This window comes from Acinetobacter sp. C13, from assembly GCF_016809775.1.
Lineage (GTDB): Bacteria > Pseudomonadota > Gammaproteobacteria > Pseudomonadales > Moraxellaceae > Acinetobacter > Acinetobacter pittii.
The window spans coordinates 759,299-773,166 of record NZ_JAFBJL010000001.1; the positions used below are offsets into that span (position 1 = coordinate 759,299).

Here is a 13,868-nt window from a genome sequence, read left to right on the forward strand (position 1 = left end):
CCTCCATACTTAATGATAACCTTCGTCACCTACACGAACTTTATCTCTAAATACCCAATAAGAGACAATGGTGTAAGCAATAATGATCGGGATTAAAATAAGTGCGCCAACCAAAGCAAACATCTGGCTTGAATGCGGTGCTGCTGCTTGCCAGATTGTGACTGATGGCGGAATAATATATGGCCATAAACTAATTACAAAACCAGTAAATGCAAGGAAAACGAGGGCCAATGTATATGCAAATGGTTTAAGGTCATGATCCTGCTTTTTACATGCCGATAAAATCAGACCAACAAACAATAAGACCAAAATCGGTACTGGGCTAAAATAGAACAGGTTTGGTAACGAGAACCAGCGATCTGCAATTTCAGGATGAGTCAACGGCGTATATAAACTCACGCCACCAAAAATAATGAGCAGTGCGATAATCAGCTTTGGCATAAGCTCATACATACGTTGCTGCAAACCTTTTTCGGTTTTTAAGATCAGCCATCCACATCCTAAAGTGGCATACATCGCAACTACGCCAATACCTGTAAAGATCGTAAACGGGGAAAGCCAATCAAAAGACCCACCAGCAAAAATACCATTTTCGGTTTTAATCCCTTGAATATAAGCACCCAAAATAATCCCTTGAAGGAAGCTGGTTAAAACTGAACCCCAAATGAAAGCCAAGTCCCAAAGGTGTTTGGTTCGATGAGCTTTAAAACGAAATTCAAAAGCAACGCCACGGAAAATCAAGGCAATGACCATGAAAATGATAGGCAGGTAGAGTGCTGATAAAACTGTTGAATAAACCAGCGGAAAGGCTGCATACAGACCAGCACCACCGAGAACCATCCAAGTTTCGTTACCATCCCAAACAGGAGCGACGGTATTCATCATGACGTCACGTTCTTGGCTGTTCTTAATGAAAGGGAACATAATCCCGATTCCTAAGTCAAAACCATCCATGACCACGTAAATTAAAACACCTAAACCAATAATACCGACCCATATTAAAGAAAGATCAATCATGATGTTTCTCCCCAGATTTTTGATTATCGTCAATGTTTTCATCGACAGCACTGAGTGGACGCATTGGTGTTTTAAAGTGTCCAACACCACCAGATTCAATAGTTGGTGTATCGATAAATACAGGGCCTTTATTAATGAGTTTTAAGGTGTAGTAAATACCGCTACCAAAAACGATGGTATAGACCACCACAAAAATAAAGAGACTAAGTCCAACTTGATCTGCAGAAACCGTATGTGAAAGTCCATCTTTAGTTCGCATAATGCCGTATACAACCCACGGCTGACGGCCAACCTCAGTAGTTACCCAACCTGCAAGCATTGCGACATAACCAGATGGTCCCATCACCAAGGCAAATTTATGGAACCATGAAGTTTCATAGAGTTTTCCACGCTTACGTAACCAAAGTGCAATGAGTGACAAAGTGACCATGAGTACACCAAGACCCACCATCACACGGAAGCTCCAGAAAACAATCGTTGAATTTGGACGATCTTCAGGTGCGAAATCTTTTAAGCCTGTCACTTGGCCATCTAAGCTATGCGTTAAAATTAAGCTACCCAAATAAGGAACACCCACTTCGAAGTGGTTACGTTCTTCTTTCATATTTGGAATTGCAAATAGCAATAATGGCATAGGTTCATTGTGATTGGTTTCCCAGTGACCTTCCATTGCTGCAAGTTTGGCTGGTTGATGTTCACGGGTGTTTAAACCATGGTTATCGCCAATTACTACTTGTAAACATGAAGTCACAAGCACCATCCAGAGACCCATCGAGAACGATTTTTTCACCAATTCATCACGACGGCCTTTTACTAAATGCCATGCAGATGTTCCGACGACCAATAATGATGAAACCAAAAAGGCTGCTGCACCCATGTGGGCAAAGCGGTAAGGGAAGGATGGGTTAAAGACAATTGCAAACCAGTCTTTTGGCACAATAATACCATTTTCGATGGCAAAGCCTTGAGGGGTCTGCATCCAACTATTAGAAGATAAAATCCAGAACATGGAAATACATGTTCCGATGGCAACCATAAGTGTTGCGAAGAAATGGGCTCGAGGACCAACACGTCCCCAACCAAATAACATAATGCCTAAGAAACCTGCTTCTAAGAAGAAGGCACTCAAGACTTCATAGGTAAGTAAAGGACCAGTAATACTTCCGGCGACACGTGAAAATTCACTCCAGTTCGTACCGAACTGGTAACTCATGACCACGCCCGAGACCACACCCATACCGAAGGCAACGGCAAAGATCTTAATCCAGTATTTAAAGAGATCTTTATAAATCGGGTTTTGGGTTCTTAACCATTTCCACTCTAGCACTGCTAAAAAGCAGGCAAGACCGATGGAAGTGGCTGGAAAAATAATATGGAAGGATACTGTAAAAGCAAATTGTATTCGCGCTAATTCTAGAGCGGTTAGACCGAGGCTCATAAACTTTCCCCCTGTGAACTAGCTGATGATGGTTAAATGAGTTAAATACTTATTTTCAGGCAACAAAGTATTTTGACGATTAAACTTGCTTCTGTGATAAATGTTCTTAGCAAGTAAAATGCCAACAGGGTTAAGCAATATAATTGCTTGATATTTCAAGAGAATAGACTGATTAATTGTTCTCAGTCTGTTAACAAAGTTTATGCTTGATGTTGCATTTGTAAAAATGCATGTTGCATTGAAACATTGATGAAATATCTGGCGATATGCAATAGATCGTCTCATGAAAACTACCTACCTTAAGAAGTTTCCTTAATCATGCACTTACTAATTTTGTATATGTAGATACAGAAATTTTTTATAAAACTATAACAGTCTGGAGCAGTCATGAGGTGTGCTATAGTTTTTTTTCAATTATCTGTAGCTATGTATCCATTCTTCAAAAGTCCAAAATAAATGAACAAGATTTACGAATGGCCAAAATCACTCTCCAAAATACAGCGAATGCGACTTTGGGTAATAAGCGCAGAATAGTTTCTTCTCTTTTATTCCTTTGTTGTTTTGCGTGAGGTCTGGTTGTTACGTAGGTTATTAAAGACCTGATTTAAGTGTAGCTCTTCTAAAATAGCTTGGATGTTAAAAAATGTTTATTACTTCTCAACTAAATGTTCTACATAAAATTATTAAAAATCAGCCTGTTCCTGTTTCTATATTGGCTCAGTTAGAGCAAACCTATGTTAATTTTGAAGCTACTTTATTAAGAGCGAAAGTACTCAGAGACTTTTCTAAATCTGAAACTGTATATTTAGTCCAATCTCATATTGAGCCACAGCAAAGTAGTGTGGCTTATCTATTTTCACCATTTATTTTTGCCAACTTAAACAAGGCTGCTATTTATACAACGCCTGCGACAACGCCTGTGCTTTCTATTCTTAATAAATATTACCAAGCTGAGAAAAAAGCACTATTCAAAGTAGATGATGTTTTAGACAGCTTAAAAATTTATATCGACTTGGAGCTTGCTGAGCTTAATGAAGTTGAATTTATCTATTTAAGCCTAATCAAAGCACTATGCCGAAGTGATCTCTCTACCGTTTTTTTAATTACGAGTTTAGACGTAGATGTCGAGCATTTAAAAGCACTGGAGCAATTTTTAAAGGTCAAAATTTATTGGATTAAAACCACAAAAGATGATGACTTAAAAAACCTAAATAGCTTAGAAATGCGGAAATTATTATTCAAAAATAAAGATGAAACTTATGTCAAATTATGCGCGGAATTTGCTCAAATGAACGCAGAGTTGGTAGGGCTGTGTGACACTTTCACGACACCTCAAATGACACATTTAATTGATGATATGTTTTATTCAGAACATATTTTCGAGAAACTATCTGTCTATTCAGAATATATACAAACCTTATTACAAAGCCAGCAGAGCATTCGGCAAAAAGAGGCGTCTTAGACTTTGAGATGTGAGCTTTTTATCTTTGTGTTTGGGTTCTTATATAAAGAATGAATACAGTTATAAAAAAATAATCGTTTTCATGTGAAATAAATATTTTATGGTAAAAGCAAAGCAATATTGGTTTTACTTACATGACAAATTTAAATTTTGAGCATCATCTCGGTTCACTAACGCATGCAGCACTTAGTCAGGCCTCAATTATTTCTCGTGTGTGGGGTGAAGGGCCTTCAGAACGTTATGATGAATTGGCAAAAAATTTCAGACCAACTTTTGCCCGTATTAAAGAAGGGACTTTAATCCGTGAGCAGCAGCATATTTTGCCCTATGAACAGCTTCAGTGGCTTAAAGATATTGGTTTTACGCGCTTAAGACTTCCCAAAGCTCATGGTGGCTTTGATGCAACTATTCCTGAATTATTTGCATTGCTCGTTGAACTTGCAGAAGCTGACTCAAACTTACCGCAAGCTTTGCGTGTGCATTTTGGTTTCACTGAAGATGTCTTGGTAAGTAAAGACAAAGCGTTTCAACAGCGTTGGCTTAGCCGAATTGCAAATGGCGAAACGGTGGGTAGTGCATGGTCTGAAGGTGGAAAGGAGTCAATTGATCAGTTCGAAACTCATTTGTATCGAGACAGTGACGGAAAAATTCGTGTTAAAGGTAAAAAATATTACACCACTGGTAGTCTATATGCAGACTGGGTAGATGTGGGAGTAACAGATTTAAAGGGTGAATCTGGCTCGGTGGTTGTTCGCCGTGAAGATGAAGGTGTCGAAATTGTTGATGACTGGAATGGCTTTGGTCAGCAACTCACTGCAAGTGGTACAGCATATTTCCATGACGTATTGGTCGATGAAACTGAAATTTTACCTGATGATGACCGTTTTAAATATTCAGCGGCTTACTATCAACTGGTCCAACTGGCAATCATTACAGGTCTAGGGCGTGCTGCAACCTATGATGTTTCTCAAGCTGTTGCTAAACGGGCCCGAAACTACACGCATGCAAATGCTCAATTTGTAAAACAGGATCCGCAAATTTTACAAGTAGTAGGCCAAATCCGTGGCGCGGCTTACAGTGCAGGGGCGATTGTTGAAAAAGTCGCACAAAGCTTACAACGTGCTTACTTGGCTGCATTTCAAAATAATGAGCAGCTTGAAGAAGAGCAAAATGCACTTGCTGAGCTTGAAAGTGCACAATCTCAAACGGTTATTACCGATTTGATTTTAAATGCTTCTACGATTTTATTTGACGCTTTAGGTGCTTCCGCAACAGACAAAGATTTAGGCCTAGATCGATACTGGCGTAATGTACGAACTTTATCTTCACATAACCCGAGAGTATTTAAAAATCGTATTATCGGTGATTTTAGTGTAAACGGCACATTACCACCGTATCAATGGCGAATTGGGAATGTTGCTAAACAATAAATTATAGTTTTAGATATTAAGCTGCTGTTTTAGTAGCTTAATATTGTTTGTGTTTTTTAAATAAATTATAAAAACCTATTAGAATAAAATCATATTTTGTTTGGGGTTTATATTATAAAGAAAACATAAAAATTGCTTTAGTATAAAAATTAAATAAAATGCTGGTTGATATTTTATGACTAAGAAAATTAGTTTTAATGCTTTTGAAATGAATTGTATTGCCCATCAATCTCCTGGATTATGGCGGCATCCTCAAGATCGATCTGTTGAATATAAAGATTTAGAATATTGGACAGACTTAGCACAAATACTTGAGCGTGGTTTTTTTGATGGTATTTTTATCGCAGATGTGCTTGGTATTTATGACGTTTATCATCAAAGTGCTGAACATGCCTTAACAGGTGCAGTACAAGTTCCGGTCAATGATCCGCTACAGATTGTGCCAGCGATGGCCGCAGTCACCAAGCATTTGGGTTTTGGTGTCACAACTTCGATTTCCTTTGAACATCCTTATCCTTTTGCTAGACGTATTAGCACACTAGACCATTTAACCAAAGGGCGAGTTGGATGGAATATCGTGACTTCTTATTTGGAAAGTGGTTCGAAAAACTTGGGCCTGAAAACTCAGGTTAATCATGACAATCGTTATGATATTGCTGATGAATACTTGGAGGTCCTTTACAAACTTTGGGAAGGTTCTTGGGAAGAAGGTTCGGTACTTCGTGATCGTGAAAGCGGTATTTTTGCTGACCATAAAAAAGTGCATCCAATTCAGCACGAGGGTAAATACTTTACTGTACCGGGCATCCATATTTGTGAACCATCACCGCAGCGAACGCCTGTACTCTACCAAGCAGGTGCGTCATCACGCGGGCAGAAGTTTGCTAGTCAAAATGCCGAGTGTGTATTCATCGCAGCGCCGTCTAAAATTGCCACTAAAAAAGTGGTACAGGGCATTCGCCAAAAATTGGCTCAAGAAGGCCGCGATCCGTACTCAGTTAAAATTTATGCACTTTTGTCGATTGTCACTGATGAAACCGATGCAAAAGCACAGGCTAAGTTTAAAGAATATCAAAGCTATGGAAGCTACGATGGTGCTTTAACATTACTGTCTGGCTGGTCAGGTGTGGATTTTTCACAATATCAACCCACCAATAAAGTTGAATATATTCAAACCAATGCTATTCAATCTTTATTAGATTCTTATGTAAATGCAGATCCAGAGCGTGTTTGGACCATTGAAGAAATTGCAAATTGGAACAGCTTAGGTGGGAATGGACCTGTGTTAGTGGGTTCGGCTGAAACAGTTTCAGATGCTCTACAGCAATGGGTTGAAGATACCGATATTGATGGCTTTAACCTTGCCTATATTTTGGCGCATCAAACTTTTGCCGATGTAGTTCAGTTTATTGTTCCAGAGTTGCAAAAACGTGGGGTATATCAAACTTCGTATGCACAAGGAACATTAAGAGAAAAACTATTTGGTGCTGGGCCATATTTACCTGAAAATCACCGTGGTGCAAAATATCGTAATCTAAAAGATTTAAAACTTGCTGAGGCGAGTTAATATTTTAGAAAACCTTTAAATAAATAGCTGGTTAAATACCAGCTTTTATTTTGTCTTTTTATATCGGTTTTACTGCTGAGTAAATAATGAAAAGATAATTCTATAATTTAGATTAAAACATCAGATTAATTTGTTTTTATATGATGTGAATAATCATTATTTTGTTCCTGTTATTAAAATTCAGGAATTATTAAGTGAGCACACAAGAACTCGATCATAACCATCGTTATGAAATTAAATCTCCCGATGATGTTTCACAATTAATTTCCAAATTTGCAGGGAAGGGTAAATCGAATAAAGTTATTTGGTTGGCACTGATTGGGGTGTTTATTGATGCTTATGATTTAACAACGCTGTCCTTTGGTATTGAGCAAGTTATCTCAGAGTTTTCTTTAAGCCCTGTGATGACTGGTGTAGTGGCTTCAGCAATTGTCTGCGGAACCATTGTGGGTAACCTGATTGGTGGTTGGCTGACAGATAAAATTGGCCGTTATCGGGTCTTCATGGCGGACATGGTGCTGTTTGTCATTGCGGCAATTGTCGCTGGTTTTGCTCCGAATGTATGGGTTTTGATTTTAGCCCGATTTATTATGGGAATTAGTGTTGGTATTGATTTGCCGGTGGCAATGTCATACTTATCTGAGTTTTCCAAATTTAACGGGAGTAGCAACAAGGCAGCGCGTTTAGCTGCATGGTGCCCAATGTGGTATGCCGCTTCTTCGGTCTGTTTTGGTCTAGTTCTGGCGCTTTATTTTCTTTTACCCCCTGAGCATAGCAACTGGCTATGGCGAGCATCTTTAATTTTTGGAGCAGTGCCAGCGTTACTCATTATTTTTATTCGTGGTAAATATTTAACTGAATCACCAATCTGGCTTGCAAACCAAGGCGATTTAAAAGGGGCGGCTAAAGTTCTACAAGAATCCTATGCAATTAATGCAGTCGCTACAGTTGAAAAAGTAGAAAGAACTGCTGAAAAGAAAAAGCGCGAGGGGTTTGCGGTTTTATTTAATAAAACCTATTTGCCAAGAACTATTGTGGCAATTGTGATTCACATTTCGGTGGCATTTCAGTACACGACCATTGCCTTCTTTTTACCTTCTATTTTAACGCGTTTTTTTCATACCGATGTCTTAACGACCATTACTACCACACTCGGACTCAATTTGCTGTTTGCATTTACGGGCGGACTGTTAGGCGTATTTGTTGCTAGCAGATTTAAATCTCGTCATGTGTTGCTCACAGGCTTTTTACTCCAGTTTATAGCCCTCATTGCTTTGGCATTCATTGGTGAACCCGGTAATAGCTTTTTACTCTACACCGCAATTGGCATGCTAGGTTTGTGGCTTTTTGCCGAAGGCTTTGGACCTGGGGCACAAATGATGGTGTATCCGACTATGGCTTATCCAGCTTCGATTCGTGGCGTTGGTGTTGGCTTTAACCGTGCGGTAACGGGTGTTGCTCAAGCAATCGCTTTGTTTGTTTTACCGATCTGGATGGCGGGATATAAAACCGATGTTTACCTGATTATTTCTATCTTTGCGTTTATTCCTTTAATTGTGATTGGACTACTGATTAAGTTTGAGCCTACCGCCCAAGATGTCGATGTTATCGATGAGGATAAAACAGAACTTCCTCTCAATAATTCACCAGTAATCGACTAGAGTAAAAATAAATATCTAGATAAAAATAAAGGCCAACATCTGTTGGCCTTTATTTTTAGAATTAGAAGTAATAAGCAAAAATCACAAATGCTTTTTTGTTCCATTTATCATTACTTCCACCAGCTGCAAGGCCTTCACTGTCTCCTAGATATGGATCGTGTTTACCCATCAGCAACTCGGCTTGTACTGTCAATTTTTGATAGTTAAAGGCAATGCCGGGAATAAAACGGGTGGAGTCTTTAAACCCGTCTTGTTCTTTTCGATAAGAACTATAGTTTAGATAAGGGCGAACAGAGGTAATTGGGCCAAATTGCTGAGGAAATAAATAGCTGAGCTCGGCTGAGTAAATCTGACCTTTGGTTGCGGAGTTAAATGAATAATCGAAACCGCCCAAAGTTAGGTGATCTTTATATTCACTGTCGGCATTATCAATGTCTTGATAACCAGCCAAAAGCTGTAAATTCCATTGGTTATAATTGGTATTGCTAAAAACCGAATAAATTTGGCGATCGCCATCTTGCCCTGAACGTTTATTTTCAATGGTGGAATACCATGCAGAGGCGCCCAGTTGGGTAGAGAAATTTTCTTGGCCTAAGACATTCTTAAATGTATGAGCACCGCGAACAACAATCGAGTTCTTTTCTTTAGTGTTGGTGCCTTGTGGTACTGAGTCATCCGCATTGACAGGATTGATACTAAATCGACTCGAGTCTTTGCTTTTACCTCTATAGGTGCCACCATCGGTAGGATAAAAGGCGAGTTGTGCTTCATTGGTTCCATCATTGAAATCATATTTCACCCCAAGGTTGTGTACATCTTCCCAACCGGCACTATTGGCAATGCCTAAATAATAAGTATTTCCCCAAAAGCGACCCAAGCCAAAAGGAACGGGGTTTAAGCCAGCAATAATTTTACTGTTGTCATTAATTTTATAACCCATCCATGCATCGGTGAGCCAATTGGCATCGCCTAAATGCCCGTAATATTCATAAACCCGATAATCTAAGCGGCCAATCCATTTCGGGGAGTTGTAATCTAGCCATAATACGGCGTCATTAAAAGAAAATTTACTGGTAGAGGGTTCAGAGTCAAAATCATAAACATATTTAGCCCGAACAGTACCACTTACTTTAAGTTCACCTTCTTCAGCATTGCCAAAGGTAAGCGCTGCATGACTTGAGAGGCTGAATGTAATTAAAGACGTTGTAATTAATGTTTTTTTCAAAATTTGAGAATGTTTAAACAAAAGAATTTTTCTCCTCTTAAAAATAAAAATTAAATTTGCGTCATGTATAAACCAGAAAAAGATTTGCCCAAATCTCAATATTTGCAGAAGATTTAAGATAAAAAGATAATAAAATCTGAACTTTATATAAAAGAATGAAAATTAATTAGATGCAAAACTCTGGATGGAATAAGCAAAAATAAAAATGATCAAATAGGAGAGGATAAAATACTTAGAGGGTGTCTGTCAGGTTTTCCTGGTCATATGATTTGTGAATATCGTTTTTAGTTATTGATATATAAGTATTTTAATTTTTATTTTAATCTGTAAGTTTACTTAGAATTTGCTTTTTACCAAAAGATAAAAACTTATAAGGAAAAGTTATTTATAAAAATTAGATAAGCAACTCATATTTTTTTATTTTTCATTATAAAGCCGGCTGCATACCATGGGCTTATATTATTGAAAGATCATGAAATTATGAGCACAAAGACCAAACCGTTGATTATCACGGCAATTGTGGTTGTAGCAATTGTTGCATTTATCGTATGGCAAAATAAGAAAGATAATAATACGGGTGCTTCAGTTCGTGACAACAAACCTGTCGTAATTGCTTATCAAACAGGGGTGGACCCAAGCAAAGTTGCGCAGGCTAACGGAGATTATGAAAAACATAGTCAACGGACCATTCAATGGAAAAAATTTGATGCGGGTTCAGATGTAGTTAATGCACTTGCTTCAGGTGATGTGGTACTTGGCAATATTGGTTCAAGCCCACTTGCTGCTGCGGCAAGCCGTGATTTACCGATTGAAGTATTCTTAATTACTTCAAAACTTGGTGGGTCTGAAGCATTAGTGGTGAGTAATAAATCAGGCATTAAAACCCCTCAAGATTTAATTGGCAAAACCATTGCTGTACCTTTTGTTTCAACAACCCATTACAGCCTTTTGTCTGCACTTAAACATTGGAACATTCCAGAAGACAAAGTAAAAATTATCAACTTGCGTCCACCTGAAATTTCAGCTGCTTGGGAACGTGGTGATATTGATGCTGCTTATGTTTGGGAACCTGCTTTAAGTAAAGCCAAAGCATCTGGTACGGTTTTAACCGACTCGAAACAAGTGGGTGAATGGGGCGCTCCAACTTATGACTTATGGGTTGTACGTAAAGACTTTGCAGAGAAAAATCCTGATTTCTTAAAAGCTTTTGTCCAAACCACGCTTGAGCAGCTTGAAAAATATAACCAAGACCCAACCGCTTACGTTAAAGATGCCGATAACGTGCAAAAAATTGCGCAGCTCACAGGTTCTGATCCAAAAGATATCCCACTTTTATTAAGTGGAAATATTTACCTTGACCACGCTCAGCAAAAACAAACGTTAGATGGTGAATTCGCGCAAAATATTTTTGATACAGCGAAGTTCTTAAAAGGTCAGGGTAAAGTCGATCAACTGAAAGCCGATTATAAAGGCAATGTGAATTCTTCATTTTTGCAGCCTTAAGGAGTTGTCATGAGTGTACTAGAAGCCAAACATATTCATCAGACTTTTCCTAAACAGCAAAAGCCAGTTTTACAAGACATTAACCTAACCATTGAAGAAGGTTCTTTAACCGTGATTTTAGGTGAGTCGGGTTGTGGCAAAACAACTTTGCTTAATATCTTGGCAGGGTTTCAAAAGCCAAGTTCTGGTGATGTGCTTGTAAATCATGAAGTCGTAACTGGACCAGATGTAACTCGTGCTGTTGTATTTCAAGATCACGCCTTACTTCCTTGGCTAAATGTTGCAGATAATGTTGGCTTCGCTTTGCAGTTAAAAGGTTTAAAGCGTGCAGAGATCGAAGCACAAGTAAACGCAATTTTAAAAATTGTGGGTTTAAGCCACGTTGAAAAAGCCAATATCTGGGAACTTTCGGGTGGTATGAAACAACGTGTTGGTATTGCCAGAGCTTTGATCAGTCACGCGCCGTTTATTTTATTAGATGAACCTTTTGCCGCATTAGATGCTTTTACACGTGAAAACATGCAGCAGTTAGTGCTCGATTTATGGATTCAACAAAATAAAAGCTTCTTTTTGATTACTCATGACATTGAAGAAGCATTATTACTCAGCAATCAGCTGGTACTAATGACAGCGCATCCAGGCAAAATTGTAGAAACTCTACACCTCGATTTTGCCCAACGGTACCGTCAGGGCGAGTCTATTCGTTCAATTAAATCGGATCCTCAATTTATTCAGCTCAGAGAACAGTTATTTGAAAGTTTAAGGGCACAAAAACAAAGCGGTAAGGAGGCGTTACCTACATGAACACTAAAGATAACGTCTATGAATATGACAAAGCAGAGCTTAAACCTGAGTTAAATGTGCAAACAGAAAATGCTTCATTTCTATCATCATTTTTTGAGAAGCATCGTACTTTGGCGGTCAGCATAATCAGTGTGGGAAGTGTAGTTGCACTCTGGTTCCTCATTACTGCTTTGCATGTTGTACCTGAACTGTTTTTACCGAGTCCACAGGCAGTCTGGCAAAAATTTATATCGGTCAGCCAAGAAGGCTTTATGAAAGCAACTTTGTGGCAACATTTGGCAGCCAGCATTTCTCGTGTATTTTTAGCTTTGATTGCTGCCGTTGTGATTGGTGTTCCGCTGGGTTTGTGGATGGGGCTGAACAAATGGGTTCGTGCTGTTCTAGATCCTTTGGTTGAATTATTACGTCCAGTTCCACCGTTAGCTTATTTGCCATTACTTGTTATTTGGTTCGGTATTGGTGAAACCACAAAAGTACTTTTGATTTTCTTCTCGATTTTGGCGCCTGTCATTATTAGTAGTGCGCATGGTGTGTTAAGCCATCAGCTTAATCGTGAACGTGCGGCATTGTCATTAGGGGCAAGTCAGTCACAAGTCTTTTGGCATGTCATTTTACCAACCGCTTTGCCTCATATTATTACCGGTATTCGTATTGGTCTTGGGGTGGGCTGGTCAACATTAGTTGCAGCTGAGTTGGTTGCAGCGGACCGTGGTATTGGTTTTATGGTGCAATCGGCAGCACAGTTCTTAATTACCGATACGGTGATTCTGGGCATTATTGTGATTGCGATTGTCGCAGTTAGTTTTGAGCTGTTTTTACGTTGGTTACAAAAACAGTTTTCTCCTTGGTATGGTCAGCAGTTGTAGTAAAGAAGATGAATACAGTAGTAGCAAACTTAAATATAGAAGTGATCAAGCCTACCATTGGCGCAATTATTCACGATATTGATTTGAATGCGTTAAATGAACAGACAACGAAACAAATCCAGCAGGCTTTGCTTGATCATCAAGTCATTTTTTTTCGAAAGCAACAATTAGCTCCGCAAGCACAAGCAGACTTGGCCCGTAGTTTTGGCACGTTGCATGTGCACCCGATTTATCCTTCAATTGAAGATGTACCTGAGGTGATGGTACTCGACAGTTGGAAACAAGATTTGCGTGACAATGAACTTTGGCACACAGACGTGACTTTTAGTAAAACTCCACCTTTAGGTTGTGTGTTGCAAGCCATTAAAATTCCATCTGTAGGCGGTGACACGTTGTGGTCGAGTAATACAGCAGCTTTTAAAGGGCTTCCGCTTGAGTTACAGCAAAAATTGCGTGGCTTAACTGCAACACACGATATTCGTAAGTCTTTTCCACTTGAGCGTTTTGCCCATAACGAAGAAGAGCGTGAAAAGCTTTTACAAACCTTTAAGCGTAACCCGCCAGTAGTTCACCCAGTGGTACGTACTCATCCGGTTACAGGTGAGCCTTTGTTATTTGTAAGCGAGGGTTTTACCACACACATTAATGAGTTACCCGAGCAAGAAAGTGAGCAATTACTTAACTTCTTGTTTGAACATGCGACCCAAGAGCAATTTCATTTACGCTGGAAATGGCAAGACGGTGACGTCGCGATTTGGGATAACCGTTGCACACAACATAAAGCATTATTTGATTATGGCGACGCCCATCGAATTATGCACCGCGCAACTATTAATGGCGATGTGCCATTTTATAAAGAAGAACAACAGCCAGAGTTAGCAGAGGCTTAATTCTT

General features: G+C 39.0%; 11 protein-coding genes. 8 read left to right on the forward strand and 3 right to left on the reverse strand.

Annotated elements, in window-relative coordinates:
• Positions 1-9: 9 nt before the first annotated feature.
• Together cydB and JGE69_RS03730 are read right to left on the reverse strand one after the other, a co-directional pair.
• Complete coding sequence (gene cydB / locus JGE69_RS03725) at positions 10-1,017, reverse strand: cytochrome d ubiquinol oxidase subunit II (RefSeq protein ID WP_005076463.1); 1,008 nt, start codon at positions 1,015-1,017, stop codon at positions 10-12.
• Positions 1,010-2,455, reverse strand: coding sequence for a cytochrome ubiquinol oxidase subunit I (locus JGE69_RS03730; RefSeq protein ID WP_199112345.1), 1,446 nt, complete (start codon positions 2,453-2,455; stop codon positions 1,010-1,012). The genes cydB and JGE69_RS03730 overlap by 8 nt, the downstream gene beginning before the upstream one ends.
• Positions 2,456-3,098: 643 nt before the next feature.
• Here JGE69_RS03730 and JGE69_RS03735 point away from each other — a divergent pair.
• From JGE69_RS03735 to JGE69_RS03750, 4 genes are all read left to right on the forward strand, one after another.
• The gene (locus tag JGE69_RS03735; RefSeq protein ID WP_017399082.1) at positions 3,099-3,917 is read left to right on the forward strand and encodes a hypothetical protein; all 819 of its coding nucleotides are present in this window, start codon (positions 3,099-3,101) and stop codon (positions 3,915-3,917) included.
• A gap of 134 nt (positions 3,918-4,051) precedes the next feature.
• Entirely contained in the window at positions 4,052-5,347 is a 1,296-nt protein-coding gene (locus JGE69_RS03740) for an acyl-CoA dehydrogenase family protein (RefSeq protein ID WP_199112347.1), read from the forward strand.
• Between the two features lie 175 nt (positions 5,348-5,522).
• The gene (locus tag JGE69_RS03745) at positions 5,523-6,914 is read left to right on the forward strand and encodes an LLM class flavin-dependent oxidoreductase (protein WP_199112349.1); all 1,392 of its coding nucleotides are present in this window, start codon (positions 5,523-5,525) and stop codon (positions 6,912-6,914) included.
• Positions 6,915-7,108: 194 nt separating this feature from the next.
• Entirely contained in the window at positions 7,109-8,575 is a 1,467-nt protein-coding gene (locus tag JGE69_RS03750; RefSeq protein ID WP_005304407.1) for an MFS transporter, read from the forward strand.
• 61 nt (positions 8,576-8,636) lie between these two features.
• Here the strand turns inward: JGE69_RS03750 and JGE69_RS03755 are convergent, their stop codons facing one another.
• Positions 8,637-9,821, reverse strand: a complete 1,185-nt coding sequence (locus tag JGE69_RS03755; protein WP_199112350.1) for a hypothetical protein — start codon at positions 9,819-9,821, stop codon at positions 8,637-8,639.
• 441 nt (positions 9,822-10,262) lie between these two features.
• Between JGE69_RS03755 and tauA the strand changes: the two genes are divergently transcribed.
• Genes tauA through tauD form a run of 4 tightly spaced genes read left to right on the forward strand, consistent with a single transcriptional unit; the run spans position 10,263 to position 13,863 of the window.
• Positions 10,263-11,303 (forward strand): taurine ABC transporter substrate-binding protein, encoded by a 1,041-nt coding sequence (gene tauA / locus JGE69_RS03760; protein WP_081035460.1) that lies wholly within the window; start codon positions 10,263-10,265, stop codon positions 11,301-11,303.
• A 9-nt stretch (positions 11,304-11,312) separates the two neighbouring features.
• Entirely contained in the window at positions 11,313-12,107 is a 795-nt protein-coding gene (locus JGE69_RS03765) for a taurine ABC transporter ATP-binding protein (RefSeq protein WP_199112351.1), read from the forward strand.
• Positions 12,104-12,973, forward strand: a complete 870-nt coding sequence (gene tauC, locus JGE69_RS03770) for a taurine ABC transporter permease TauC (RefSeq protein ID WP_163049825.1) — start codon at positions 12,104-12,106, stop codon at positions 12,971-12,973. Before JGE69_RS03765 ends, tauC begins: the two co-directional genes overlap by 4 nt.
• An 8-nt stretch (positions 12,974-12,981) precedes the next feature.
• On the forward strand, positions 12,982-13,863 hold the full coding sequence (gene tauD / locus JGE69_RS03775; RefSeq protein WP_199112352.1) for a taurine dioxygenase: 882 nt from the start codon (positions 12,982-12,984) through the stop codon (positions 13,861-13,863).
• The last annotated feature ends 5 nt before the right edge of the window (positions 13,864-13,868 follow it).